Consider the following 25,801-nt stretch of genomic DNA (forward strand, 5'->3'; position numbering starts at 1 on the left):
GTACCTAACCTTTTAGGGTGTCGCGAACACGATGCTATCGGCAATGCGTTTCGCTGTTGCAGGTGGTAATTCACCTACGACCGTAATTTCATTAGCGTTACGGACTTCTGTCTGCACCGTGCGACGCCCCTGTCGGACAAGCTGCTCTGAAGGGCCGCTGGTGGTGGCATTAACGTTAACTGAGAAACTGAAAAGCCCGTCGGAATATAAGCGTGATTCTACCGCGACAGGGACATTTGGCAAGTTTCTGCGGCTACGGGCGACTTCTTTCACACCGTCAGGTAACCATTTTGGCTGCCAGGTAAAAGTAGCTTTTTCGCCCTCCGGCACGGAGAGAACCGGCGGCAAGGTCGCTTTTTCCAGCCCGGTGAGTGCCCCTTTGACTTCATCATCATCCACAAAGGAGATCACGCGGAACTGCTCTAAGGTTTCACCATCCCGATCCAGAAGATCGACGCGCAGCGGCAGCTTAGTCTCTTCATCAACCCAGATAACATAGCTAAAGCGCGTGCCATCACGGGACACCACGCGAACCACCTGACTTAAGCGATCGACAGCGCGACCACGGCCAACGGGGATAAAATCGTAGTATTTCGCCAGGCGAGAAAAATCACTGAACACCACGGTCGGCAGTGAATCAACGATATGGTCACCGTCGAGGGTAAAAGGCTGAAGCCCGGTCTCGAAGTAACTGATCTCTTTGCCACGTTGAACGATTTCGCGCCGAGGACCGTCCATCAGGACGAGCTGTGCGAGAGGGATATGATCGGAGATAGCATGACGATAGCGATAGGAATCAATTCCCTGCTTCGTGATGCTAATGAAGGCGATTTCATAATTTAGTGACTGGCTCGCCTTGCTCATCTCTTGCAATAACGCCTCGGAAGTAGGTTCTGCCGAGGCGATTGCAGGAGTTAACAGGCTACCGGTCAGTAAACAAACGGCAAACCAAATTTGCTTCATTACTGCGTTTGCATTCCTAAAGACTGAGTTCCGGGTACTTGAACCGCTGCCTGTTGAGGCGTGGCAGTTTCCAACTGAAGTTGATCAGAATGCAATCTACGTTGCAGCTCATAATCCTGCAAAAGAGCATTAATGCGTTTGCGCTGCTCCTGCACGTTTTGCTTGCCATCAAACGAAGTACTTTCACTCGTTGGCACGCCAAAACTCACTGGAGAAGCTTTGCCAATAATAGGCACAGTGTTGAACGCAGGCGTTTCTGGCGAAGCACCAGAAGCGTCAGGCTGGTTGTAATATTGAACACCAGCGATGACCGCCAAAGAAACGCATGCCGCCACGCCAACTTGCGTCAGTTGGCTCGCCCATGGACGAACTTTATGCCAGAAAGGCATTTTCTCCCATGAATGAGGTTGCGGTTGCGACTCAGGAACAGCACCAGGAACTAGCTTAGCTGGCTCATTCGCCAACGCAGCAGCAACGCGGTCTGCAATATCAAGATGCACGACATTTCCCATATCACCGCGCATGGTGTCGCGGATCAAGTGATAACTCTGCCAGCTTTGTTGAAGCGTTTTATCATCCGACAGCGAATTCAGCAGTTCGGAATCTAATGCTTCACCATCCATTAGAGCGGAAAGCTTTTCTTTCTGCATGCCTAGTACCCTTCCAGTGTCCGCCATCGTTAACGCTGAATCAGCGGTTGAACTTTATTATCAATAGCTTCCCGGGCACGGAAAATACGGGATCTCACCGTACCCACGGGGCAGTCCATGATGGCGGCTATTTCTTCGTAGCTCAATCCATCTAACTCCCTTAAGGTGATCGCCATGCGAAGATCCTCAGGAAGTGCTTCAATAGTACGGAAAACTATCTGCCGTAACTCTTCTGACAACATCAAATTCTCAGGGTTCGAAATTTCTTTTAATGCACCGCCACTTTCGAAGTTTTCAGCATCATTTGCATCAACATCGCTAGAAGGCGGTCGGCGGCCCTGCGCCACCAGATAATTCTTCGCCGTGTTGACCGCGATACGGTACAACCACGTATAAAAAGCACTGTCGCCACGGAATGACTCCAACGCGCGATAGGCTTTAATGAATGACTCTTGAACCACATCAGGCACATCGCCTTGTGGTACGTAGCGGGAAACAAGGCTCGCTACTTTATGCTGGTAACGGACTACCAGTAAATTGAACGATTTTTGATCACCCTTCTGGACCCGCTCGACCAGAACCTGATCTGCTAACTGCTCGCTCATCCGAGGTAAAGTCTCCCCAAAACCATCTCCGCGCATAAAGTCGTACTGCCAGCTATCATCATTATATTCCTGAGCAAGTACTGCTTGGAGTTCACATGGAACATTAAGTTCCACATCGCTGTTGTTTTTCTATTAAAGTCTCAAGTCCGTGGCTTTTGCCAGGATGTTTAGGCTAACATGAATTTCACTCTTCTTCTGCAAACATCATACGCTATGCAACCTTCATCTGAATTTGTCAGCGATGTCTTGATCATCGGAAGTGGTGCTGCCGGTCTATCACTCGCCTTACGGCTGGCTGACCATTGTAGCGTCACCGTTCTCAGCAAGGGACCTTTAAACGAAGGTTCAACCTTTTATGCCCAAGGTGGCATCGCGGCAGTATTCGATGAAACTGACAGCATTAGCTCGCACGTAGATGACACGCTGATTGCCGGTGCCGGTTTATGTGACAAAGAAGCCGTGGAGTTTATCGCCGGAAATGCGCGCCATTGCGTGCAGTGGCTGATAGACCAGGGCGTGCTGTTTGACACCGAAACCAATGCCAGCTCCGAAGAGCGTTATCACCTCACTCGCGAAGGCGGCCATAGCCATCGCCGAATTCTGCATAGTGCTGATGCTACTGGTAAAGAAGTAGAGACTACGCTGGTAGGTAAAGCAAGAAATCACCCGAATATTTGCGTGAAAGAGCGCTATAACGCGGTCGACCTTATCACCTCCAGCAAGATTGGTTTACCGGGCACTCAGCGTGTGGTCGGGGCCTATGTGTGGAATCGCCAGAGAGAGCAGGTCGAAACCTTCCGTGCGAAAGCCGTGATTCTGGCCACCGGCGGCGCAGCCAAAGTCTATCAATACACCACCAACCCCGATATTTCCTCCGGGGATGGCATTGCGATGGCGTGGCGTGCGGGCTGCCGGGTCGCCAACCTTGAATTCAACCAGTTCCACCCGACCTGCTTATACCATCCGCAGGCGAGAAACTTTCTGCTAACTGAAGCCCTGCGCGGCGAGGGGGCTTATCTCAAGCGCCCGGACGGCAGCCGCTTTATGCCAGATTTCGACCCGCGTGGCGAACTCGCGCCGCGCGACGTGGTGGCTCGCGCCATTGACCACGAGATGAAACGCCTCGGCGCGGACTGCATGTATCTCGACATCAGCCATCGCCCGCCGGAATTCATCATGCAGCACTTCCCAATGATTTACGAAAAGCTGCTGTCGCTGGGTATTGATCTGACCAAAGAAGCCATCCCGATTGTTCCCGCCGCCCACTACACTTGCGGCGGCGTGATGGTCGACCAACACGGGCGCACCGACCTTGATGGCCTGTATGCCATCGGCGAAGTGAGCTATACCGGCCTGCACGGCGCCAATCGCCTGGCGTCAAACTCCCTGCTGGAGTGCGTGGTTTACGGCTGGTCGGCGGCAGAAGACATTATCAAGCGCCTGCCTCACGCCAAGCTGGCCAAACAGCTGCCGCCTTGGGATGAGAGCCGGGTTGATAACTCGGATGAGCAAGTAGTGATTCAACATAACTGGCACGAATTGCGCCTGTTTATGTGGGACTACGTGGGCATCGTGCGTACCACCAAACGCCTTGAGCGCGCGCTGCGCCGCATCATGACCCTCCAGCAAGAGATTGATGAGTATTACGCCAACTTTAGAATTTCCAACAACTTGCTGGAACTTCGTAACTTGGTTCAGGTAGCAGAACTGATCGTTCGCAGCGCCATGGAGCGAAAAGAGAGTCGCGGGTTGCACTTCACTCTCGACTACCCTGACCTGCTCGACGATCCGCAGCCAACCATTCTTCAGCCTTAAACTTGCTATTAGCTATTAACAGTGCGACGGATCGCACTGTTAAAACGCACGTTGCCTAATAATTCAGATAGAAATCAGTGATTAAACCGCGAAACTCCGGGCTATAAACCCCTTCGCGTTCGCGTAAATCCATTTCTTGCAGATCGGCCTCGGTTAGTTGCTTACTAAGCACTAACAGCAGGCGATTCAGCGGCTTGCCCGGGCGATCGCGCACGGCGAGGCGACGGAAAGTAAACCATCCTTCTTGATGCGCTTTGGCTTCAAGCTGCAACCCAAGATCATAAGGCAGCACCACGCAGAACTTGCCACTAGGCTGCAAAAGCTTATTGGCACAGTCGAGCAAGGCGGCGTGAGTCAGAGTCTCAGTATAACGGGCGGTATTGCGCGCCTTATCGCGACAGGCCACGGCGGCCTCGAAATAAGGCGGATTGCTGACAATCAGGTCATAATGAGCCGGATGGGATTGGGCGACGAGATTGATATCTTGCGCGAAAACCTGAAGTCTTACGGCCCAAGGCGAAGCCTGAAAATTTTCCGCGGCCTGCTCGGCGGCGGGAATATCCAGCTCGACGGCATCAATCAGGACCGACTCGTCAGTTCTTTGCGCCAGCATCAGGGCGATAAGGCCGCTGCCTGAGCCGATATCCAGCACCCGAGTGGCTTGCTCAACCGGCGCCCAGGCCCCGAGCAGCACGCCGTCGGTACCGACTTTCATTGCACAGCGATCGTGTGCCACAAAAAACTGTTTAAATGTAAATCCATTACGCCGCATTGGCTGGCTGACCTTGACTTCGTTCACCACATTTTTCACCGTTAAACCATCAGCAAGACGGCCTGATATCCAGAACTGACGTAGCATAGGGGAAACATTCAGCAAGGAAAAGCCACGCTAGCCGCTTAAATAGGTGAAGATCGCGCCTAACACGTCTATAATCGGCGCCCCAAGTAGAGGTAGACCATGACTGTAACGAATTTTTCCGAACTCGAACTCGATGAACGCCTAATAGACGCCCTGAGCGAAAAAGGCTATAGCCGCCCGACTGTCATTCAGGCAGAGGCCATTCCGCCAGCGATGGACGGACGCGATGTGTTGGGTTCGGCTCCTACCGGCACCGGCAAAACAGCAGCGTTCTTGCTGCCTGCATTGCAGCATTTGCTGGATTTCCCGCGTAAGAAATCTGGTCCGCCACGTATTCTTATTCTGACGCCAACCCGCGAACTTGCGATGCAGGTAGCTGAACAGGCGCGCGAACTCGCCAAGCACACTGATTTAGATATCGCTACCATCACTGGCGGCGTGGCGTACATGAACCACGCCGAAGTCTTTAGCGAAAATCAGGACATCGTGGTCGCCACCACGGGCCGCTTGCTGCAATACATCAAAGAAGAAAACTTTGACTGCCGCGCCATTGAAACGCTGATCCTTGATGAAGCCGACCGCATGCTGGACATGGGCTTCGCGCAAGATATCGAAACCATTTCCGCCGAAGCGCGCTGGCGCAAACAGACGTTGTTGTTCTCTGCAACGCTGGAAGGCGAAGCCATTCGCGAGTTTGCCGAACGCATTCTGACCGAGCCGGTTGAGATCGAAGCCGATCCTTCTCGCCGCGAGCGCAAAAAGATTTTGCAGTGGTACTACCGTGCCGATGACGTCGCGCACAAGACCCAGATGCTGATCCACCTTCTGAATCAAGAAGATGTCACCAAGTCGGTGATCTTCGTGCGTAAACGCGAGCGCGTGCACGAGCTGGTTGCCTGGCTGCGTGAAGCAGGGATCAACTCCTGCTATCTTGAAGGGGAAATGGTTCAGGTTAAACGTACTGAAGCTGTAAAACGCATGGTTGAAGACCGCGTTAATGTGCTGGTTGCCACCGATATCGCCGCGCGCGGTCTGGATATCAACGACATCAGCCATGTGTTCAACTTCGACCTGCCGCTGACCGCAGACACCTACCTGCACCGTATCGGCCGTACTGGCCGTATGGGCCGCAAAGGGACTGCGATCTCCTTCGTCGAGGCGCATGACCATCTGCTGCTGGGCAAAATTGGCCGTTACCTGAATGAGCCACTGAAGCCGCGCGTGATTGATGAGCTGCGTCCGAAGACCAAAGCGCCAAGCGAGAAAACCACCGGCAAGCCGTCGAAGAAGGTGCTGGCGAAGCGTAAAGAGAAGCAAAAAGAAGCGCAGGTGAAATCAAAAGTTAAAGTGAAAGTGCGCCACCGCGACAGCAAAAACGTCGGTAAACGCCGCGTGAAAGCTGAAGTAGCCAGCAAAGGCAGCGCGAAATAAGCCCCCCGAGCTTTCTCTTAAGCATAAAAAAACCGCCAATTAAGGCGGTTTTTTATTATCTCAGCTTTTCACTGCTCAATAGGTCTATTGAGCGAAAGCTTACAGACTTTCAGTGAAAGTACGGGTGATCACGTCGCGCTGCTGTTCTGGCGTCAGTGAATTGAAACGTACCGCGTAGCCTGAAACACGAATAGTCAGCTGTGGGTACTTTTCAGGATGCTTCACAGCATCTTCCAAGGTTTCACGGCGCATCACGTTGACATTAAGATGCTGGCCGCCCTCAACGCGAACCGTTGGCTGGAACTCCATCGGCACTTCGCGATACTCGATTTGGCCCAGTTCGCTGACTGCGACAATCTGATCTTCTTCATAGCCCGCTTTTGCACATACGCAGCGCGCTTCTGCTTTCTCGTCGTCCAGCAGCCAGAAAGAGTTTTTCAATGCTTCATTATTGGCTTTAGTAATTTGAATACCGGTGATCATGTGTTGCCTCCATTAATGGCTACGATACTGTAAACAAGCTGCCGCCAAGGAATGACAGCAATACCTTGCTCCTGATGACCTGTATAACAGTTGGGCACCCCGCGTTCCTTGATAAATATCAACTTTAGCCTTGGGGTGTTAGGCGCCCTGCGGCAAATTTATGTTTTATATCAATTTTTTCCAGCCCTCCCTTCAATTAATATTGTTAAATATCAATTAAATTTGATCGGGCCTGATACACCCTGCTGTTTGCATTTTGATAACAGGGTAAGGTTTCACTCAAATCCGCTTGCAGGTAAGCTAACGCGATTGAAATTACAAACAAAAGGAGCGCGTTAATGTCCACGACCCTGACATGGCATGACGTCATTGGTGCCGAAAAAGAACAACCCTACTTCATTGATACCCTGAAGTATGTCGCCAGCGAACGCGCGGCGGGAAAAACGATCTATCCTCCGCAGGCTGACGTGTTCAACGCCTTCCGCTCCACCGAACTGTGCGATGTTAAAGTAGTGATCCTGGGCCAAGACCCTTACCACGGGCCGAATCAGGCACACGGCCTCTCCTTCTCCGTTCGCCCGGGAATTCCTGCTCCGCCCTCTTTAGTTAACATGTACAAAGAGCTGGCGACTGACATTCCGGGCTTCGAGCGCCCCTCACACGGCTACCTGCAAAGCTGGGCTGACCAAGGCGTGCTGCTGCTCAACACCGTGCTGACCGTCGAAGGCGGCCAGGCTCACTCCCACGCTAAATTGGGCTGGGAAACCTTCACTGATAAAGTGATAGCCGCGCTGAATGAACATCGCCAGGGCGTGGTGTTCCTGCTGTGGGGCTCACACGCGCAGAAGAAAGGCAGCTTTATTGATACTCAGCGCCACCACGTGCTGAAAGCGCCGCACCCTTCGCCGCTGTCGGCCCATCGCGGTTTTCTCGGCTGCAAACACTTCTCCGCTACCAATGAACTGCTGAAAAAACAGGGGCTGGAGCCGATAAACTGGATGCCAGAACTTCCCGCTTAACTGTTGATTATGAAAACAAAAAAGGCATCCCGAAGGATGCCTTTCTAACAAAAGCGACAGGCTTATGCCTTGGCTTTTGACACCGCAACCATCGCAGGGCGAAGCAGGCGACCGTTCAGCGTGTAACCTTTCTGCATAACCATCATGACGTGGTTAGGCGCCAAGTCTTCTGACTCCATCAGCGTCATTGCCTGGTGCAATTCAGGATTGAAAGGCACGTGAATGTCGGCAACCACTTCCAGACCAAACTTGCGGACGGCATCGAGCAGTGATTTCAGCGTTAATTCAACACCTTCGACCAGAGCAGTCAGTTCGGCGTTAGATTTATCCGCCATGTCGAGCGCACGTTCCAGGTTATCAATAACCGGCAACAGCTCACCGGAGAATTTCTCCAGTGCGAATTTATGGGCTTTCTCAATATCCAGCTCGGTGCGGCGGCGGATATTTTCCACTTCCGCTTTAGCACGCAGCAAGCTATCACGCTCGCGCTGCTGAGCTTCTTTCAATTGATTTTCCAGTTCTGCAATACGCTCGTCGCGCGGATCAACGACGTCTGCCGCCTCAGTTTCCGCTTCCGTATGCAGCGCTTGCTCCTGATTTAACTCATCAGAGACTTGCTCGTTAGGCGTCTTATGTTCTTTACTACTCATGAATATCTCCGCGTTTTAGCATTAATCTTGCTACTGGGCTTATTATGGGGATCAAAACCGTTGTTTCAAGGTTTGCTTTTAAAGGTTCAGACATAATGCAGGCGTGACAAAAGCCTATTGAGGATAACCACCGCAATGAATAAAAAATTTGAGTGCATAGGCATCGTTGGCCACCCCCGCCATCCATCAGCACTCGCCACCCATGAAATGCTTTATCACTGGCTGGTTTCCAAGGGCTATGAAGTGATGGTGGAACGCACGGTGGCTCAAGATCTTAAGCTGGAAGGCGCACAAACGGGCAGCCTTGCAGATATCGGTAAAAAGGCCGATTTAGCCGTTGTCGTTGGGGGTGACGGGAATATGCTGGGCGCAGCGCGGGTGCTGGCGCGCTATGACATCAAAGTCATCGGCGTCAACCGCGGTAACCTCGGTTTTCTTACCGATCTTGACCCCGATAACGCCTTGCAGCAGCTTGACGACGTGTTAAAAGGGGAATACCTCAGCGAGCAGCGTTTCCTGTTGGAAGCCCTTGTGCGCTGCGAAGACCGCCAATGCCGCGTCAGCACGGCGATCAATGAAGTGGTGCTTCACCCCGGCAAAGTTGCACATATGATTGAATTTGAAGTCTATATTGATGACAAATTCGCCTTCTCACAGCGCTCCGATGGCCTGATTATCTCGACGCCGACCGGCTCTACTGCCTACTCGCTTTCCGGCGGCGGCCCGATTTTAACCCCCACGCTGGATGCCATCGCGCTGGTGCCGATGTTCCCTCACACCCTGTCGGCCAGACCCTTGGTGATTAACAGTAGCAGCACCATCTGCCTGAAATTCTCTAATATCAGCAGTGACTTAGAGATAAGTTGCGACAGTCAAATCGCCCTGCCGATTCAGCAAGGGGAAGAAGTGGTGATTCGCCGTAGTGACTACCACCTCAACTTGATCCACCCAAAAGACTATAGCTATTTCAATACGTTGAGCACCAAACTAGGCTGGTCGAAGAAATTGTTCTGATACCAAAGGCTGCCCCAGAAAAAATATTGCGCCAGGGACTTTACTGTATATAAAACCAGTTTATACTGTATGAAATTACAGGTCTGTTGTTTTGTACAGGAAGGTGATCATGCTGGCGCAATTAACTATCAGTAACTTTGCCATCGTTCGTGAGTTAGACATCGATTTTCACAGCGGTATGACGGCAATCACCGGCGAAACCGGCGCAGGTAAATCCATTGCTATCGACGCCTTAGGTTTGTGCCTCGGCAACCGGGCTGATGGCAGCACCGTGCGTCTGGGGGCTAATCGCGCCGATATCTGCGCGCGTTTCACTCTGGCTGACACCCCTTCTGCAAAACAATGGCTGGCCGAAAATCAGCTCGACGAAGGTAATGACTGCTTACTGCGCCGCACCATCAGCGCGGACGGTCGTTCTCGCAGCTTTATCAATGGCACCCCTGTCCCGCTTTCCCAAATGCGTGAAATTGGTCAGCATCTGATTCAGATCCACGGCCAGCATGCACACCAACTCCTGCTGAAACCTGAACATCAAAAACAGCTACTGGATGCCTATGCAGACCAGCCACTGCTGCTGGCGCAAATGCGTCAGGCTTACCAGAACTGGCACCAGAGCTGTCGCCAGCTGGCGCAGTATCAACAGCAAGTCACCGAGCGCGAGGCGCGTCGGCAGCTGTTGCAATACCAGTTGAAAGAGCTGAACGAGTTTGCCCCGCAGGCTGGTGAATATGAGCAGATCGACGAAGAGTACAAACTGCTGGCGAATAGCGGGCAGGTGATGTCACTGAGCCAGAACGCGCTCTATTTGCTGGCCGATGGCGACGATCAAAACGTGGTCAGCCTGCTGTATAGCGCTAAAAGCCAGCTAACCGAACTGGCCGAAATCGACAGCAAAATTAATGAGCTGATCGTGATGCTTGACGACGCCTCCATCCAAATCAGTGAAGCCAGCGATGAGTTGCGCCACTACAGCGAGCGGATGGAAATCGACCCGAATCGCATGTTTGAGCTAGAGCAGAGACTCTCTCGCCAACTGAGTTTAGCGAAAAAGCATCACGTTTCTGCCGAAGAGTTGCCAACCCTGCATCGCCAGCTGTTGGACGAGCAGCAGATGCTCGACGAGCACGAAACCAATCAGGCAGAACTTAGCGAAGCCGTTAACCTGCACTATCAGCAAGCACTGAGCATTGCCCAGCAGCTGCACGATAAGCGCAAGTTCTATGCGGATGAACTGACTCGCCTGATCACCGACAGCATGCAAAGCCTGTCGATGCCACACGGTAAATTTAAGATTCAAGTTCAGTTTGTTCCCGAGCACTTAAGTCAGGAAGGTGCCGATCGTCTGGAATTTCAGGTCACCACCAACCCAGGCCAGCCATTACAGGCTCTGGCGAAAGTGGCCTCCGGCGGTGAACTGTCCCGCATCGCACTGGCGATTCAGGTGATCACGGCGCAGAAAATGGAAACCCCGGCGCTGATTTTCGATGAAGTGGATGTCGGCATCAGCGGCCCGACCGCCGCTATCGTCGGCAGACTGCTGCGCCAGTTGGGTGAGTCTACGCAGGTGATGTGTGTGACCCACTTACCGCAGGTAGCGGGTTGTGGTCATCAACATTATTTTGTGAGCAAAGATACCGACGGGGAAGCCACTGAAACCCAAATGAATCGACTGGATAAAAAAGCCAGATTGCAGGAACTGGCGCGTCTGCTGGGCGGTAGCGAAGTCACCAGAAACACCCTTGCCAACGCCAAAGAACTGCTCGCAGCTTAAAAAGCTCAACTTTTTTACGATTCTGCGGTCATACAGGTGCCCTGCAAAGGTTTCAAACTGATGAAATGTCTATTATCATCGGCATCTTATGCCCTAAAGGAATGTAACGACTATGCGCTGTAAAACGCTAACTGCCGCCGCAGTAACTCTTGTAATGCTGACTGCGGGCTGTTCCACACTGGAAAAGGTGGTTTATCGGCCTGACATCAATCAGGGGAACTACTTGGCTCCTGCTGATGTTCAAAAGATTCATACCGGCATGACCAAGCAACAAGTGGCTTATGTCCTTGGTACCCCGATGCTGGACGACCCGTTTGGTAATGACACTTGGTACTACGTTTTCCGCCAGCAGCCTGGCCATGAAGGCGTGAAGCAACAAACCTTGACGCTGACCTTTAACCAAGCGGGAACGCTGACTAACGTTGATAACAAACCTGCGTTAAGCGACAAGAATTAATCTCCCTCCTGATGCTTGCTGGCAGCAGCCAGAATCCATCCTCGGGGTAAAAAAATAAGGCGCTCAAGGCGCCTTATTTTTTAGACTTTTCTGCTCGCAGACGCCTAAGCTCTTTTGGATCAGCAATCAGCGGCCGGTAAATTTCAATTCGGTCGCCGTCGGAGATAGTGTCCGTTAGCTTCACTGGGCGGCTGTACACGCCGACTTTATTGCTCTTGAGGTCGATGTCCTTCCTCAGCTCCAATAAACCCGAGGCAACGATCGCTTGTTCCACCGTGCTGCCTTCTTCCAGCTTCACCGTGCGCAGATACTGCCGTTCAGGTAACGCATAAACCACCTCAACGCGGATCTCAGACACTGTAGACCTCTTTCGCGCGCTGGGTGAAAGCCTGAACCATGCTGCCGGCTAGCTCTTTAAATATTTTACCAAACGCCAGTTCAATCAATTTGTTGGTGAACTCGAAATCAAGGTTGAGTTCGACCTTGCAGGCTTCAGGGCTCAGCGCGGTGAAATTCCATCCGCCCATCAGCTTGCGGAAAGGGCCATCAACCAATTGCATATCGATGCGCTTATTGCTGAACAGCGTATTGCGCGTCGTGAAGGTTTTACTGATCCCCGCCTTAGAAACATCAACCGCGGCGGTCATGGAATCTGGGCCTTGCTCAATAATTCGGCTCCCCGTACACCCCGGCAGAAATTGAGGATAGGCATCAACATCATTCACTAAGGTGTACATCTGTTCTACGCTGAACGGCACGAGCGCAGAACGACTTATCTGTGGCATATCATTTTCCAAGTATCATAAATCGTACAAATCATACCATTTATCGACCTCGAGACAAAAAACTACCTCGGAGCGAAAGCAACAAAGGCCAAAAAACGCAGCCTGTTACCCCGTGGGGATTTCATTCCCCAATGCTTACAGTATAATAAGTGACACTATGACAAAGAAAAAAGCACATAAACCCGGTTCCGCGACTATCGCGATGAACAAACGCGCTCGCCATGAATATTTCATCGAAGATGAAATCGAAGCGGGGCTTGCTTTGCAGGGATGGGAAGTCAAATCGATGCGTGCTGGTAAAGCAAACATCACTGACAGCTATGTCACATTCCGCGACGGTGAAGCCTTTTTGTTTGGCGCAACTATTCAACCTCTCAATGTGGCGTCGAGTCACATCGTTTGTGACCCTACGCGTACTCGTAAACTCCTGCTCAACAAGCGCGAGTTAGAAACGCTTTTCGGCAAGGTCAGTCGCGACGGTTACACCGTTGTTGCACTCTCCCTGTACTGGAAAAACGCCTGGTCGAAAGTCAAAATCGGCCTGGCAAAAGGTAAGAAAGAGCACGACAAGCGCGATGACATCAAAGATCGCGAATGGAAGTTAGACAAAGCACGTATCATGAAGCACGCAAATCGCTAAGCTACTGGCTTAGCATGCAGTTTTTCTGATATACTGCACGACAGTACTTGGGGCTGATTCTGGATTCGACGGGATTTGCGAAGCCCAAGGAGCATGCCGAGGGGCGGTTGGCCTCGTAAAAAGCCGCAAAAAAATAGTCGCAAACGACGAAAACTACGCACTAGCAGCTTAATACCCTGCTCAGAGCCCTCTCTCCCTAGCCTCCGCTCTTAGGACGGGGATCAAGAGAGGTCAAACCTAAAAGAGATCGCGTGGACACCTTGCCTGGGGTGAAAGCGTTAAACCCAATCAGGATAGTTTGTTAGTGGCGTGTCTGTCCGCAGCTAACCGGCGAATGTAAAGACTAGACTAAGCATGTAGTGCCGACGGTGTAGTAATTTCGGACGGGGGTTCAAATCCCCCCAGCTCCACCAAATAAGGTTTCGGTTATCACCAGATAAAGCCGTCACCGCAAAGAAAGCCGCAACCCGAAAGGGTTCGCGGCTTTTTTGTGCCTGTAGAAGTCCTAGAAGATCCGACTGAAACCGCCGTCTATTGGTATACCAATAAACGTATACCAATTAAGGGAAGATCCTTGCATGGCGCGGACTACACGCCCCCTCACCCACACCAAAGTACAAAAGCTAAAGCCCTCGACAAAGACCTAATTCTACACGACGGTGACGGACTCTTTCTCCTGATCAAAACCACCAGCAAGAAAATTTGGCGTTTCCGCTACCAGGTGCCTACCACTTCAAAACGCACCATGATTAGCCTCGGCGCTTACCCTGCCCATCCCTTGTTGATGCCGATGCCAAAGAAACTCGCGCGGAGAAGTTAGCAATGCTAGTCCGTGGGATAGATCAGCAGGTAAGGGCCGATGAAGAGACTGAGAAGCTCCAGATTGCTCAGGAAAGCATTTTCGTGAACGTAGCGCGTAAATGGTTCGAGCTGAACGAAAGCCACGTGAGCGCGGACCATGCGAAAGATATCTGGCGTTCTATCGAAAAAGGCATATTACCCAGCATCGAAAATGTTCCCGCACAGAAGTTGAAAGCACGAACTCTGATTCAAGTGTTAGTGCCAATTAAAGCACGTGGGGCATTAGAGATGGTCAGGCGGCTCGTGCAAAGCATAAACGAGATAATGATTTATGCGGTAAATGTTGGGCTCATTGAGGCAAACCCAGCTTCAGGTATTGGTAATGCTTTTGAGCGTCCGAAAAAGCAGCACATGCCAACGATACGGCCCGAAGAACTGCCAGAACTAATGCGCACCATTTCTATGAGCAATTTACCCGCTGCCTGCTTGAATGGCAGCTACTGACGCTTATACGCCCTGCCGAAGCATCAGCAACAGCATGGGCAGAGATCGATATAGAGAATAAGCAGTGGTGTATTCCGGCAGAACGGATGAAGGCAAAACGCGATCATATCGTTCCCTTTTCAGAACAAGCTTTATAGCTGCTAGAAATCATGCGGCCAATTAATGGCAATCGTCAGTACGTATTCCCTAGCCGGAATGACACAAGAAACCCGATGAACAGTCAAACGGTAAATGCTGCTTCGAAACGTATTGGCTATGGTGGGAAACTCGTTGCTCACAGCCTACGTTCTATCGCAAGTAAGGCCATGAATGAGGCTGGTTTTAATGCAGACGTGATTTAAGCGGCTTTGGCGCACAGTGATAAAAATGAAGTGAGGAAAGCTTATAACCGCTCAACATATCTTAAACAACGCCAGAAACTCATACAATGGTGGGGGAATGAGGTGTTCTCTATACGATAAGTTTTGGTAAAGAAAGTATTCTAATGATTAAATCAAATTATCAGTAACATAAAAAATGGTGGAGCAGCCTCATCCCTTAGTGTGTGCATTTCTGCTCTTGAAAAAGCCGCAAATCAACTGTTGAAAGTCTTAGATTGGCTAATAACTAGTATATCGTATACGTAGAGGGCATATTGGCTACTCCTTACTCAAGCTAACACTTTAGTATGTCTTTTTCAATTCCTTACGTTCTAGAGCATTTAGAAGGTCTACAGCTTGCCAATCTACAAACCAATGTTCTCTCGGCATACTAGCTAAAAAGTAATCAATGTCAGCTTTCAATGGCGCTTTTTTTTGAACAACCTTATAAAAATCTCGTATCCACTTATGTTTAAATTTATTAGAGATATATGGACAGCTAATAGAATCTAAGAATAAAGAGCATATCTCAGCATCAGTTTGTATCTCATTTAAATCGGACAGCCTTTCCGAAATCAAGCTGATAGTCTTAATTTTAAGATCATTGTACTTACTAAAATCCTTAACAATAAATAAACATGAAATTAAATTATAATAAGTATTATGGCCTGAAAAAACCCCTTCCAAAACATCGCTACTAAGTGAGTAATCCTCACCTAGCTCACCTATTGTTAAAGCCACATTTATGGCTTCCAAAAAAACAAAACCATCAATTTTTGATCTATTTTTTAAAAGCTCACCAGAAAATAAAGATATTGCTCTTTCATGTATCTTCTGTTTAATTGTAGTGCTGTAAATATTAAAGTTCAGCTCTGAAAACCTGTTGATGATAATTAGTGAGGAACATAGTTTATATGATGAAGTAACGGAAGGAGATACAGCGTAAAAGAAAAACATAACTTCAATGAAAACTAAAAAAGCATCCTTAATATTCTCTTCATTTTTAATCAGATATTCCTCATCATCATTAACCACAATTCTTTTTATTCTTTCAAACAATGAAGATATAATATAAGAAGAAACCTCATCATAGGTCACATGGTGATCAACACAAGCAGATTTAATAGAATCTATAAAATTGTTTATTAAATTAGACTTTCTAAATATCCGCTTAGGGATCATTTGAAGATTTTCTTCCTCTGATGGCCCTATAAATTTATCAATAAAATCATTGATTAAATAACCTACCCGCAATATCAACTTTGATTTCACAGAAAAAAATGGGCGTTGGTATTTTAGTGATTTAGACTTGTTAACATGTAGATTAAATGTACTTAAACAGTCTGAGTACATTTCATAAACTTGCTTGGCAACTGTTTCATTGACTCCAAAAATAAATACATCATCAACATACCTTTTTATCTTATAATCTCGACCATGAATTAAGGGTTTTTTGTCAGACAAAAGTTTTTCTTCTAATACCGAATCTATCTTTTGGAAGATGATCTCAGCAAAAACCCTACTTACTTCTGGACCAATAACTATACCATTGGTTTCATTATAATTGGAACGTTGCATTAATGAGTCAAATTCATACCCAAAATCCGCAATCGTCCCCATTCTTATTTTTACATGTTTTTTATCTTTAGTTGCCCAACTTATAGAATGGGTATAAATACTATCAAAGCATTTCGAAACATCGAGAGTCCAAAAAGAAGGGTAATCTCTCTCCAATCCCATAAACTCTACAGAGTTGTAGAATTTATAAATTCGATCATAACCTGAATACGAAAAATATGAGGTAGAATGTTTTAATAATAATTCGTTCTCGACATTACTTACGCTTCCTCTTTTGAATTTTTTGATATCTTCCCAGGAGTTTTTATAATAAAAGGTAGATGCTATCTTTTTCGGTGCTCTAATTGAGAAACTACTACGCGAGCAAAAATGGCAAATAAGCGTACTAAATTTTCTATAAAACTCTTTTATTTCCATTTGTGAAATAGGGTGTAGTACTGAGAGTTTTCTATAATCAATGTCATTCTTCCTGATTTTATACTGGTATGGTATTGTGTACATCTTCTTTTTACCATTTCCAAGAACGAGAAAATCAAAAAAATCATTAGAAATAGAGTGTTTCCCATGTCTATTGCAGTTCTTATACAATCCATCATTGGAGTATATTATTGGCGTCTCAAAGGGAATTGTTTCAGTGACAAGAACCCTGAAAAAATCCTTTTTATCAATTTTATTCTCTGCACTATTAGACATATTTCCAGCACTCCTGAATTTCTTTCAGTTTATCAGCTTTAAAATATACATAATGACATTTTTGAAAGCCACGCTTGAAACTAAATTTCAACAATCTATATTTTTGTTCCTGCGTCAATGATTGATATAAATCTGAAAAAACTTTGCCTGTGCTAGATAAGACAGCCTTCTTAATAAACAAATCTAATTCAACTAAAGACTTTGAGCGTTCAGCATGTGTCATATGATAGTTGTGAAATATTCCAGACAACCTCTTCCGCTCTCTTGCAGCATCTAACACGCTAAAATTTGAAGTAAGGAATCTCAATCTATTAACGAGCAGACTGAAATCCTTAGTATCATTAAAATCTTTAAATGCACAGATCATTCTAGTTTTTATTTTTTTAACCTTATCTCCAGATATATCTATTTGAACATCTCTAAAATAATTTTTTATTTTCTTGTCGAATTTAGGTTCATGCACAATAAATCTATACCCTAAAAATTCAACCTCATTTATATAATCCAAAGGTTCACTTTTACAAGGTGATACCTTATTTATGATTTTTTTTATACTTTTCTTTTTTTTACTTAACTGAAGTCCTTTAGGAAGATTGTCTTCAACCTCACTAATGAATTTATCATGATCATCTTCGCCATTAGTAACTATAAATATATCGTCGACAAATCGTGCATGATAAAAAACCCCTGGCTTTCTTTTAATGAATAGATCGAAACTCTTCATCATGTACTCTGAAATAATCGCACTTGTAGCCAACCCCCTTGGCAAACCAGAATAACCTGATGCTAAATGCTCAGTTAATATATTAGACAAAATTCTTTTCGTTTCATTTGATAAGTATAACTCTGAATTTATCTTATCTTGTACAGATTTAATATCGAATGATTCATAAAATGATTTTACATCTAGCCTATAAATTGTATAAGGATTACCTTCTGACAATATATTTTTAATATTATCTACAATATCACTTCTATTGGAATACTTTATTCTAAGACAGTACTCTAAGTTATTATCCAACTTCCTAAATACTAGTTCCTGGGGCAACCCATTAAGCTGAAAAACCGCTTTCCCTTTTAGCATATTGCTTCTTAGCTTATAAGCTAAAAGAGAAGTTTTAGCCAACTCGTCTGCTTCTCTTAACACATTTACCTTTATGTCCTCGTTACGAATCTCTTTATATTTAAAGAAATCACTTTTTTTTAGGTGATATGATAATGTTTTTATATTAAATGATTGATCGAACATAAATCCTCCCCACCAAAAATTAAGTATGCTAATAGCATATAAGTGTTATTTTATTTCGCAACTAAAAAAATAGAGTACTGCAAAATCCAGCAACACACTTCCCCCTACACTGCATCTTACAAACTGCCCTACACACTCATAACCCACTGTTTATATTTATATTTTCTTTAAATGACAATTTTCCTGAGCATTAGACTTATAAAAATCCAAGTGTAACTCCGTCCTCTAGGGCAACTCTACTCACCTCTTATCAATGCTTGCCTAATAAATCTAGAAGGTTATTGGATCAATTTCTATCTTCCCCCCGCATCTTCACAAACAAATCCCTCTAAAATCACCTCACCGATAAATACTTCTGGGTTACGGCACACAACTTGCTTTAAATTCAATCAGTGGGTTTTACTTTCTACTTGTTGTCTTATCCAGGGGAAATATCGTGAAAAAATACAGTGCAGTGGTGTTGGCGTTACTGGGTTCATTTAGTGCGATGAGCCACGCGGAAACCGTACTTAAGTTTGGGGTTGATCCTTCATTCCCGCCTTTTGAATCCAAAGCCGCTGACGGCACCTTGGTGGGTTTTGATATCGATTTAGGCAATGCCATTTGTAAGCAGGCCAACGTGAAGTGCGAATGGGTGGAAACGGCCTATGACAGCATCATTCCGGCGCTGAATGCCAAGAAGTTCGATGCCGTGCTTTCAGCTATGGCGATCACGCCAAAACGTAAGGCGCAGGTGAATTTCACCGACGTGCTCTACAACATTCCTAGCGTGTTAGTCGCCAAGAAAGGCAGCACGTTGGATGCCACCGCCGAAGCCTTAAAAGGCAAAGTTATCGGCGTCTCTCAGGGCACCACGCAGGAAACCTACGCCATGGCGGTATGGCAGTCGAAAGGCGTGCAGGTGGTCTCTTACCAGAATCAGGACGCGGTGAATTTGGATTTAGAATCCGGCCGCATTGACGCCACCTTCACCAACGCCGCGGCGGCGGAAACCGGCTTTTTGAAAACCAAGGCCGGAGCTGATTTTGCTTTTGTGGGTAAAACGGTATTAGACCCGCAGTACCTCGGCGAAGGGGCGGCCATTGCGCTGCGCAAAGACGATCAGGCGCATATGGATATCATCAACAAGGCGCTGGCCGGGATCCATGCCAACGGCGTTTATAAGCAGTTAGAGAAGAAATACTTCACCTTCGACGTGTTTAAAAACAACAAACCTTCTGCTTAACCCCTGCCCCCTAATCTCCCCCGCTGGCAGCGAAATTAAACGCGCTGTCAGCAGGTGGCAGATAAGTCAGTTATAACAGTTTTAACCGCGCCGGCGGCTTGAAGGAGAGCCATGCTTCTGCTGTTATAGGCGCAGGTTTTACTACTTACTGACGAAATGGAATGAGACATGACCCAGCTGAACCACTTTGGACAACCCGTCGGCGATGAACTGCCGGGCTGGCAGCCTCGCGAACTCCCGCAACGTATTCAACTGGATGGCCGTTTTTGCCATTTAGAGCCGCTGAGCGTGGAGCGCCACAGCAAAGAGCTATTTGAGGCCTGGCATGCCATCGACGATGGCCGCGACTGGACCTATCTCGCCGTTGAGCGCCCGGCGACGCAGGCCGAGTGCGACACTTTTATCGCCGCCAACGCCGCCAGCAAGGATCCGCTGTTTTACGCCGTGGTGGATAACGCCACGCAGCGCACCATTGGCAGCGTCGCGCTGATGCGCATCGACCCGGTCAACGGCGTGATTGAAATTGGCTGGGTGAACTGGTCGCCGCTGATGAAGCGCAGCAGCCACAGCACCGAAGCCATTTATCTGCTGCTGAAATACGTGTTTGACGGCCTGAATTATCGCCGCTGCGAGTGGAAATGCCATAGCCTGAACGCGCCGTCCAGCGCCGCCGCCAAGCGATTTGGTTTTGAATACGAAGGCACTTTCCGCCAGGCAGTCGTTACCAAGGGCCGCAACCGCGACACCCAGTGGTTCTCGATTTTGGACAGCGAATGGCCAGCGCGTAAGGCCGAATTAGAGCAGTGGCTGAGCGCCGACAACTACGATGCCGACGGCCAGCAGAAACAGCGTTTAGAAGCCTTCAGAAAATAGTCGGTTTAGCGTGAAGGCAGCAGCTGATTGATGTCTTGCCACGCATAAATCAGATTGTCGGAAAGCCACAGAGGGCCGGAATCGGTATAGCGTCCGGCCTCTTGGCCCCCGAGCGCCGTGTAGAAGTTAATGGCGGGTTGATTCCCCACCACCACGCCCAATCCGGCGGCGGTAAAGCCATGTTTTTTCAGGCGCTGGGCGATTTCAGTTAACAAACAGCGGCCAATCCCTTGCCGTGCATACTGGGTATCGACATACAGCAGCTTAATCTCGGCCATCTCGCCAAACTGCGGATTGCTCGACTCAGACGCCAGTGTGAACCCCACCAGTCGCCCGTCAATCTCAGCCAGCAAAGCAAACTGCCTTGGGGCCGGGTTGGCGAATTTGTCCTGCCAGAAAGCCAGACGGCGGGCTTCATCCAGTGCGTCAAACGCCTCGGCCGGTGCTAATTCACGATAAGTTTCGCGCCATACGGCCACGTGCAGGCGAGCCAGTGCGGCCGCGTCGGATGCTCGTGCATCCCTGATAGCCAGAGTCGTCACAGGAAGATATCCTTTAGTTATTATTGGGTTTGGCTTTCGTCATCGAAAAGTCATCGCGCCAGTATAGACTGAGTCCCTCACTCAAGGAGACAACAATGCTCACCGGTTTCAATCATTTGACCCTCTCTTGCCGCGATCTTCAGAGAAGCGTGCCCTTTTACCGCGATCTGCTGGGCTTTAAGCTGGACGCCATCTGGGACAACGGCGCGTATCTGTCGCTACCCGGCCTGTGGCTCTGCCTGAGCAAGGAGCAGGTCAAACCGCCGACGCCGCACGAGGAATACACTCACTACGCGTTCAGCATTAGCAGTGAGCATATGGCGGCGTTCAGGCAGAAGTTGCGGGAGGCTGGCGTGATTGAGTGGAAGCAGAACCGCAGTCAGGGCGACTCCTGCTATTTTCTTGACCCGGACGGCCATAAGCTGGAAGCCCACGACGGCAGCCTGCACCATCGGCTGGCCGCCTGTAGAAACCAGCCTTATGCCGGAATGACTATTTTCGACTAGCCGCGTGGCTTTTATGCTCTTGATCGAGCAAGGCTTTTTTGCGCTCAACGCCCCAGCGGTAACCTGAGAGCTGGCCGTCGTTTTTCACCACCCGGTGACAAGGGATAGCCACCGCCAGCCAGTTAGCGGCGCAGGCTCCCGCCACCGCGCGAACGGCCTTCGGCGCGCCAATCTTCTCGGCGATTTGCGAATAGCTCGCCGTGCTGCCGAGCGGAATGTCGCGCAGCGCCTGCCAGACGCGCTGCTGGAAAGCCGTCCCACGGATATCCAGCGGCAGGTTCAGCCCGGTTTCCGGCGCATCGACAAAGCCGACGATGGTCGCGATCCGCTGTTCAAACTCAGCATCTGCCCCCTGTAGCACGGCGTGCGGGAAACGCTGCTGAAGCGACTGCACCAGCGCGTCCGGGTCATCCCCCAGCAAAATAGCGCAGATCCCCCGCGCGCTTTCAGCCACCAGAATATGGCCCAGAGAGCACTGGCCGACGGCGAACCACACTTCGACATTTCGCCCGCCGTCTTTGAAGGCTTTTGGCGTCATGCCCAAGGTCGCCGTGGCATTCTCATAAAACCGGCCATCGGAAGCATAGCCAGACTGGTAAATCGCATCCGTTACCCGCCCCTCTTGCGACAGGTTCTGTTGCAGGCGTTTGCCCCGCAGGGCCTGCGCATACTCTTTGGGAGTCACGCCAGTATGGGCTTTAAACAGGCGATGGAAGTGGTAAGCGCTGATGCCGACGTCGCTCGCCAGCTGCTTCAACGGATAAGGCTCGCTGGCCTGCTCTATCAGGCGACAGGCTTGGGCAATACGCTCGGCGTGGAACTGCGCCAGCGAGATCATACCCTGGCGGCAGCGTTTGCAAGGGCGATACCCGGCCTGCTCGGCGCTGGCGGCGTCGCCAAAGAATTGCACATTTTCAGGGTTTGGCTGGCGTGAGGCGCAAGACGGCGCGCAGTAGATGCCGGTGGTTTTCACCGCATAGACAAATTGGCCGTCGGCGGCAGCATCGCAGTTCACCACCGCCTGCCAGCGCGGATCGTTTTGCACATCATGTTTCGGATTGGCTGACATAACAGACCTCTCTTGTTAGGCGGAGTGAAGCGCATTCAGTAAGGCCAGTCTAGCGCCACGCGCTTTCTCCTCCCCTCCGACTCTTGCTTTTTCATTCTGCACGGGTCGAGGCTGCTCGTCATTATGTCTGTCATCCAACAGCCCTGATATCAGGGCTGTTGGGGTGAAGCTTACTGGCCTGCCGGGCGTTTTACCGCCATTTCTAAATTGCCAAAGTAGTGAGTTTTGATTTTCTCCCACGTGCCGTCGGCGATGATTTTCGTCAGCCCTTGGTTGAGCAAGGCTTTTACCTTGTCATCGCCTTTGCGCAGGCCGTAGGCGGAGCCGATGCTGAACAGCTTGTCGTCACGCACTTCCGGGCCGGTCAGGGCGAAGTCTTTGCCTTCCGGCTTGTTGAGGAAGCCAAAGGTCACCGCCACGCCGGGGCTGAGTGAGGCATCAAGACGGCCAGCAATCAGGTCCTGATAGATGGTGTCCTGATCGGCGTAAGCCACCACGTCCACCCCTTTCGGCAGCCAGAAAGTATTGGCGTACATCTCCTGAATCGACCCTTGCTGCACCGCCACGCGCTTGCCTTTGAGAGACTCCGGCGTTGGCAGCAGCGGGCTGCCTTTCGGCGCCACCAGTTTGGTCGGGATGTGGAACACGAAGTCGCTGAAATCAATCACTTTACGGCGCTTTTCCGTCGCGCCCTGTGGCGAAATGAAATCGACCTTTTTCGCCATCAGCGAGGGGATCTCGGCATCGAAGCTGCTCACCACGTATTCGCATTTGACGTTAACCGCCTTGCAAATGGCGTTGGTGACGTCAATTTCAAAGCCGCTCGGGTTGCCGCTGGCATCACGGAACTGAAAAGGCGGGAAAGCCAGATCCGCGCCGACGCGCAGCGTCTCACCTTCGGCGTGCGCCATGCTGCTCATCATCAGGCCTAAAGCCGCCAAAACCAGTGTTTTTCTCATCATTATGTTCTCTCTTTCCCAAGGTTATCGCTGTGAATGCCACTGTGAAAACTCTTCGCGCACCGCGCTGAGCATCGCCGGGTCCTGATACAAGTCGATCGCGGTCATCGCCAGCGCCTTGGCGGCCTGTAACATGGTTTGCAGCCCGGCCGGAGAGCCCGCGGCTTCGGCAAATTCCGGGGTATGCGGCAGCACATCGCCAATGCGCAAGTAAGGGTGGATGGCCGCCGTGATCTGGCTAACGTTGCCGATATCAGAGGAACCAATGCCGCCGCTGAGTGGCGGTGGCACCACTTCCACACCCAGTATCTCCAGGTTCTGTTGGAAGAAACCGGCCAGCGTCTGATTGTTATTGCGCTCGGCGTAGGTCAGCCCTTCTTCGATTTCCAGCCGCGCGCCGCTCATGTCGGCCGCCCCTTGCGCGGCGGCAAACGCTTTCTGTTTGACGATAGCCAGCCCTTTGACGGTGTTGGCGCGCATCAGGAATTTCGCCTCGGCATAGGCCGGAACGATATTGGTGGCGCTGCCGCCGTTAGTGATGATGCCGTGGACGCGGACATCATCGGTGAACAGCTGGCGCAGGGCGTTAATGCCGACGAAAGTGTGGATCACCGCGTCCAGCGCGCTGATACCGTTTTGCGGCGCCGACGCCGCGTGGGCCGCCTTGCCGTAAAATTTAAAGGTGGCATCGACACAGGCCAAACCGCCGCGCGTCACCATGGTTTTATCTCGCGGGTGGAACATCATCGCGGCGTCCACGTGGTCGAAATAGCCAAGGTTTGCCAGAATGATTTTGCCGCCGCCCTCTTCTTCCGCGGGTGTACCAATCACTTCCAGCTTGCCGGTCAGGGCTTCGCCGCAGGCTTTTAAAGCCAGCGCGGCGGTGATTGACGCCGCGCCGATCAGGTTGTGGCCGCAGGCGTGGCCCAGACCTTCCAGCGCGTCATATTCGGCTAAAAGTGCAAGGGTCGGGCCGGGCCTGCCGCTGTCGAAAGTGGCACGAAACGCCGTCGGCAGGTCGCCAATGCCCTCTTCAATGCTAAAACCAGCGGCGCGCAGCGGCGCAATCAGCGCGGCGGCGGACTTCACCTCTTCAAAGCTCAATTCAGGATTGGCATGCAGGTTTAGCGCCAGCAGCGTTACCTCATCCGAAAGCTGGTCAACCGCGCCAATCACGCGATTTTTATGTTCTGTTATGGTGCAAAAAGCCATGTTGTTTTCCCTGCCGTGGTGCAAAAAACCAAAAAATATTTTCGCCCGCCGCCGTGGAGACGCTTCTCAGAGCAGGACGAACACCCTCAGAAATAGGGCTTTTTGCCGAAAGCGTCCAATTGAGCCTTTTTATCTGTTGCGCTTATTAGCCAAAAATTATTTTATGGCTGAAGCATTTCATCAACAAACGGGGATCGGGGCGGCAATGAATGAAAAAGATTGGCTGATTCTTAGGGCGGTCTATCAACATAAAAATATCACCCGCGCCGCCGAGCAGCTTTACACCTCGCAGCCCGCGCTGAGTTATCGCCTGCGGCAAATTGAGCGCAAGTTGGCGATTCGGCTGTTCGCCGAGGGGCAAAAGGGGCTGGTGTTTACCGCGCAGGGGGAGTATCTCGCCCAGCACGCCCTGAAGGTGCTGGCGGATTTGCAGCAGTTGAAAATCACCCTGCACAGCATGGAGCGCGGCCAGCAGGGGGAGATCACCCTCGGCGTCTCCAGCAACTACGCGGCTTATCGCCTGCCCGCCCTGCTCAAACAGTTTCAGCAAACCCATCCCGGCATTCGCGTTCACGTGATGAGTGGCTTTAGCGAACAGATTTTCCAAAAGCTGTTGCGTAATGAAATCGACATGGCGCTGGTGAAGGACGACTTTAGCTGGAAAGAGGGCAAACATTTGGTGGAGGAGGATGACTATTTTTTAGTGAACCGTCAGGATTTCGATTTCTCTTTACTGCCGCAAATGCCGCAGATAAAAATCCACCACGGCGCGCACGTCACCCAACTGATTGAGCGTTGGTGGAACGCCAATTTCTCCCATGCGCCGAATATTGCGATGGAGGTCGATAAGCTGGAGGTTTGTCTGGCGATGGTCGAGCACGGACTGGGTTATGCCATTGTCGCCAGCTACTTACCTTTGGCCGAGCACCTTTATCGCCGCCCGATCACGGTCGATGGCAAAACGGTGAAGAACCGAACCTGGCTGCTTCACCGCCATAATTTGGACACCTCGCCGGTGATGCAGCCGTTTATCCACTTGATGCAAATGGCGCTGCACGACGAGGCGAGAAATTGAATCGCAGCAACTAA

General features: G+C 50.1%; 25 protein-coding genes, 1 other RNA gene and 1 pseudogene. 13 read left to right on the plus strand and 14 right to left on the minus strand.

The window, feature by feature from the left end:
• Positions 1-12: 12 nt before the first annotated feature.
• From rseB to rpoE, 3 genes are read right to left on the minus strand one after another with little or no spacing between them, the layout of a single operon-like run.
• Positions 13-963, minus strand: a complete 951-nt coding sequence (gene rseB, locus SBO83_RS08480) for a sigma-E factor regulatory protein RseB (RefSeq protein WP_353503177.1) — start codon at positions 961-963, stop codon at positions 13-15.
• Positions 963-1,613: an anti-sigma-E factor RseA gene (gene rseA / locus SBO83_RS08485; RefSeq protein ID WP_353503178.1), complete on the minus strand. Its 651-nt coding sequence runs from the start codon at positions 1,611-1,613 to the stop codon at positions 963-965. Before rseA ends, rseB begins: the two co-directional genes overlap by 1 nt.
• 29 nt (positions 1,614-1,642) lie before the next feature.
• A complete protein-coding gene (rpoE, locus tag SBO83_RS08490) occupies positions 1,643-2,218 on the minus strand; it encodes an RNA polymerase sigma factor RpoE (RefSeq protein ID WP_034792729.1) in 576 nt (191 codons plus the stop codon).
• Between the two features lie 213 nt (positions 2,219-2,431).
• Here rpoE and nadB point away from each other — a divergent pair, with 213 nt between their 5' ends.
• Positions 2,432-4,033, plus strand: a complete 1,602-nt coding sequence (gene nadB, locus SBO83_RS08495; RefSeq protein WP_353503179.1) for an L-aspartate oxidase — start codon at positions 2,432-2,434, stop codon at positions 4,031-4,033.
• Positions 4,034-4,088: 55 nt separating this feature from the next.
• On the opposite strand, the gene trmN is transcribed toward nadB, so the two are convergent.
• A complete protein-coding gene (trmN, locus tag SBO83_RS08500) occupies positions 4,089-4,892 on the minus strand; it encodes a tRNA(1)(Val) (adenine(37)-N(6))-methyltransferase TrmN (protein WP_396131182.1) in 804 nt (267 codons plus the stop codon).
• Between the two features lie 99 nt (positions 4,893-4,991).
• On the opposite strand from trmN, the gene srmB reads away from it, so the two are divergent.
• A complete protein-coding gene (gene srmB, locus SBO83_RS08505; protein WP_396131183.1) occupies positions 4,992-6,323 on the plus strand; it encodes an ATP-dependent RNA helicase SrmB in 1,332 nt (443 codons plus the stop codon).
• A 99-nt stretch (positions 6,324-6,422) separates the two neighbouring features.
• On the opposite strand, the gene grcA is transcribed toward srmB, so the two are convergent.
• Positions 6,423-6,806, minus strand: a complete 384-nt coding sequence (gene grcA / locus SBO83_RS08510; RefSeq protein ID WP_353503181.1) for an autonomous glycyl radical cofactor GrcA — start codon at positions 6,804-6,806, stop codon at positions 6,423-6,425.
• Between the two features lie 338 nt (positions 6,807-7,144).
• Between grcA and ung the strand changes: the two genes are divergently transcribed.
• Positions 7,145-7,825, plus strand: coding sequence for a uracil-DNA glycosylase (ung, locus tag SBO83_RS08515; protein ID WP_353503182.1), 681 nt, complete (start codon positions 7,145-7,147; stop codon positions 7,823-7,825).
• A gap of 62 nt (positions 7,826-7,887) precedes the next feature.
• Here ung and grpE read toward each other — a convergent pair whose 3' ends face one another.
• On the minus strand, positions 7,888-8,475 hold the full coding sequence (grpE, locus tag SBO83_RS08520) for a nucleotide exchange factor GrpE (RefSeq protein WP_353503183.1): 588 nt from the start codon (positions 8,473-8,475) through the stop codon (positions 7,888-7,890).
• Positions 8,476-8,610: 135 nt separating this feature from the next.
• Here grpE and nadK point away from each other — a divergent pair, with 135 nt between their 5' ends.
• The 3 genes from nadK (at position 8,611) to bamE (ending at position 11,717) form a co-directional block, all read left to right on the plus strand.
• Positions 8,611-9,489: an NAD(+) kinase gene (gene nadK, locus SBO83_RS08525; protein WP_353503184.1), complete on the plus strand. Its 879-nt coding sequence runs from the start codon at positions 8,611-8,613 to the stop codon at positions 9,487-9,489.
• 109 nt (positions 9,490-9,598) lie between these two features.
• On the plus strand, positions 9,599-11,260 hold the full coding sequence (gene recN, locus SBO83_RS08530; protein ID WP_396131184.1) for a DNA repair protein RecN: 1,662 nt from the start codon (positions 9,599-9,601) through the stop codon (positions 11,258-11,260).
• Positions 11,261-11,372: 112 nt separating this feature from the next.
• On the plus strand, positions 11,373-11,717 hold the full coding sequence (bamE, locus tag SBO83_RS08535; RefSeq protein WP_353503186.1) for an outer membrane protein assembly factor BamE: 345 nt from the start codon (positions 11,373-11,375) through the stop codon (positions 11,715-11,717).
• Positions 11,718-11,790: 73 nt separating this feature from the next.
• Here bamE and SBO83_RS08540 read toward each other — a convergent pair whose 3' ends face one another.
• Both SBO83_RS08540 and SBO83_RS08545 read right to left on the minus strand, forming a co-directional pair.
• Complete coding sequence (locus SBO83_RS08540; protein ID WP_396131185.1) at positions 11,791-12,075, minus strand: RnfH family protein; 285 nt, start codon at positions 12,073-12,075, stop codon at positions 11,791-11,793.
• On the minus strand, positions 12,068-12,502 hold the full coding sequence (locus SBO83_RS08545) for a type II toxin-antitoxin system RatA family toxin (protein WP_034792585.1): 435 nt from the start codon (positions 12,500-12,502) through the stop codon (positions 12,068-12,070). Before SBO83_RS08545 ends, SBO83_RS08540 begins: the two co-directional genes overlap by 8 nt.
• 157 nt (positions 12,503-12,659) lie before the next feature.
• Here SBO83_RS08545 and smpB point away from each other — a divergent pair, with 157 nt between their 5' ends.
• From smpB to SBO83_RS08560, 3 genes and pseudogenes are all read left to right on the plus strand, one after another.
• Complete coding sequence (gene smpB, locus SBO83_RS08550; protein ID WP_185689359.1) at positions 12,660-13,142, plus strand: SsrA-binding protein SmpB; 483 nt, start codon at positions 12,660-12,662, stop codon at positions 13,140-13,142.
• 49 nt (positions 13,143-13,191) lie between these two features.
• Positions 13,192-13,555, plus strand: a transfer-messenger RNA (tmRNA) gene (gene ssrA, locus SBO83_RS08555).
• A 165-nt stretch (positions 13,556-13,720) separates the two neighbouring features.
• Positions 13,721-14,908: pseudogene (locus tag SBO83_RS08560) on the plus strand (integrase domain-containing protein).
• 201 nt (positions 14,909-15,109) lie between these two features.
• Here the strand turns inward: SBO83_RS08560 and drt3b are convergent.
• Both drt3b and drt3a read right to left on the minus strand, forming a co-directional pair.
• On the minus strand, positions 15,110-17,077 hold the full coding sequence (gene drt3b / locus SBO83_RS08565) for an antiviral reverse transcriptase Drt3b (protein WP_396131186.1): 1,968 nt from the start codon (positions 17,075-17,077) through the stop codon (positions 15,110-15,112).
• Positions 17,070-18,326, minus strand: coding sequence for an antiviral reverse transcriptase Drt3a (gene drt3a / locus SBO83_RS08570; protein WP_396131188.1), 1,257 nt, complete (start codon positions 18,324-18,326; stop codon positions 17,070-17,072). The genes drt3b and drt3a overlap by 8 nt, the downstream gene beginning before the upstream one ends.
• A 433-nt stretch (positions 18,327-18,759) precedes the next feature.
• Here drt3a and SBO83_RS08575 point away from each other — a divergent pair, with 433 nt between their 5' ends.
• Together SBO83_RS08575 and SBO83_RS08580 are read left to right on the plus strand one after the other, a co-directional pair.
• Complete coding sequence (locus SBO83_RS08575; RefSeq protein ID WP_100937533.1) at positions 18,760-19,551, plus strand: ABC transporter substrate-binding protein; 792 nt, start codon at positions 18,760-18,762, stop codon at positions 19,549-19,551.
• Positions 19,552-19,719: 168 nt separating this feature from the next.
• Positions 19,720-20,424, plus strand: a complete 705-nt coding sequence (locus tag SBO83_RS08580; protein WP_353503193.1) for a GNAT family N-acetyltransferase — start codon at positions 19,720-19,722, stop codon at positions 20,422-20,424.
• Positions 20,425-20,429: 5 nt separating this feature from the next.
• Here the strand turns inward: SBO83_RS08580 and SBO83_RS08585 are convergent, their stop codons facing one another.
• Positions 20,430-20,966 carry a GNAT family N-acetyltransferase gene (locus SBO83_RS08585; protein ID WP_396131189.1) on the minus strand — a complete coding sequence of 179 codons (537 nt, stop codon included), beginning with the start codon at positions 20,964-20,966 and terminating at the stop codon, positions 20,430-20,432.
• Positions 20,967-21,061: 95 nt separating this feature from the next.
• Here SBO83_RS08585 and fos point away from each other — a divergent pair, with 95 nt between their 5' ends.
• Positions 21,062-21,472, plus strand: coding sequence for a fosfomycin resistance glutathione transferase (gene fos, locus SBO83_RS08590; protein WP_396131190.1), 411 nt, complete (start codon positions 21,062-21,064; stop codon positions 21,470-21,472).
• Here fos and ada read toward each other — a convergent pair.
• The 3 genes from ada to SBO83_RS08605 all read right to left on the minus strand — a co-directional run bounded on the left by ada (position 21,459) and on the right by SBO83_RS08605 (position 24,712).
• Positions 21,459-22,541, minus strand: a complete 1,083-nt coding sequence (gene ada / locus SBO83_RS08595) for a bifunctional DNA-binding transcriptional regulator/O6-methylguanine-DNA methyltransferase Ada (protein WP_396131191.1) — start codon at positions 22,539-22,541, stop codon at positions 21,459-21,461. The two genes, fos and ada, sit on opposite strands and share 14 nt — an antisense overlap.
• A 170-nt stretch (positions 22,542-22,711) precedes the next feature.
• Positions 22,712-23,503 carry a transporter substrate-binding domain-containing protein gene (locus tag SBO83_RS08600; RefSeq protein ID WP_396131192.1) on the minus strand — a complete coding sequence of 264 codons (792 nt, stop codon included), beginning with the start codon at positions 23,501-23,503 and terminating at the stop codon, positions 22,712-22,714.
• Positions 23,504-23,524: 21 nt separating this feature from the next.
• Positions 23,525-24,712, minus strand: coding sequence for an amidohydrolase (locus tag SBO83_RS08605; RefSeq protein ID WP_396131193.1), 1,188 nt, complete (start codon positions 24,710-24,712; stop codon positions 23,525-23,527).
• A 205-nt stretch (positions 24,713-24,917) separates the two neighbouring features.
• Between SBO83_RS08605 and SBO83_RS08610 the strand changes: the two genes are divergently transcribed.
• Entirely contained in the window at positions 24,918-25,787 is an 870-nt protein-coding gene (locus tag SBO83_RS08610) for a LysR substrate-binding domain-containing protein (RefSeq protein WP_396131194.1), read from the plus strand.
• The last annotated feature ends 14 nt before the right edge of the window (positions 25,788-25,801 follow it).

Source organism: Ewingella allii, assembly GCF_044430645.1.
Lineage (GTDB): Bacteria > Pseudomonadota > Gammaproteobacteria > Enterobacterales > Enterobacteriaceae > Ewingella > Ewingella allii.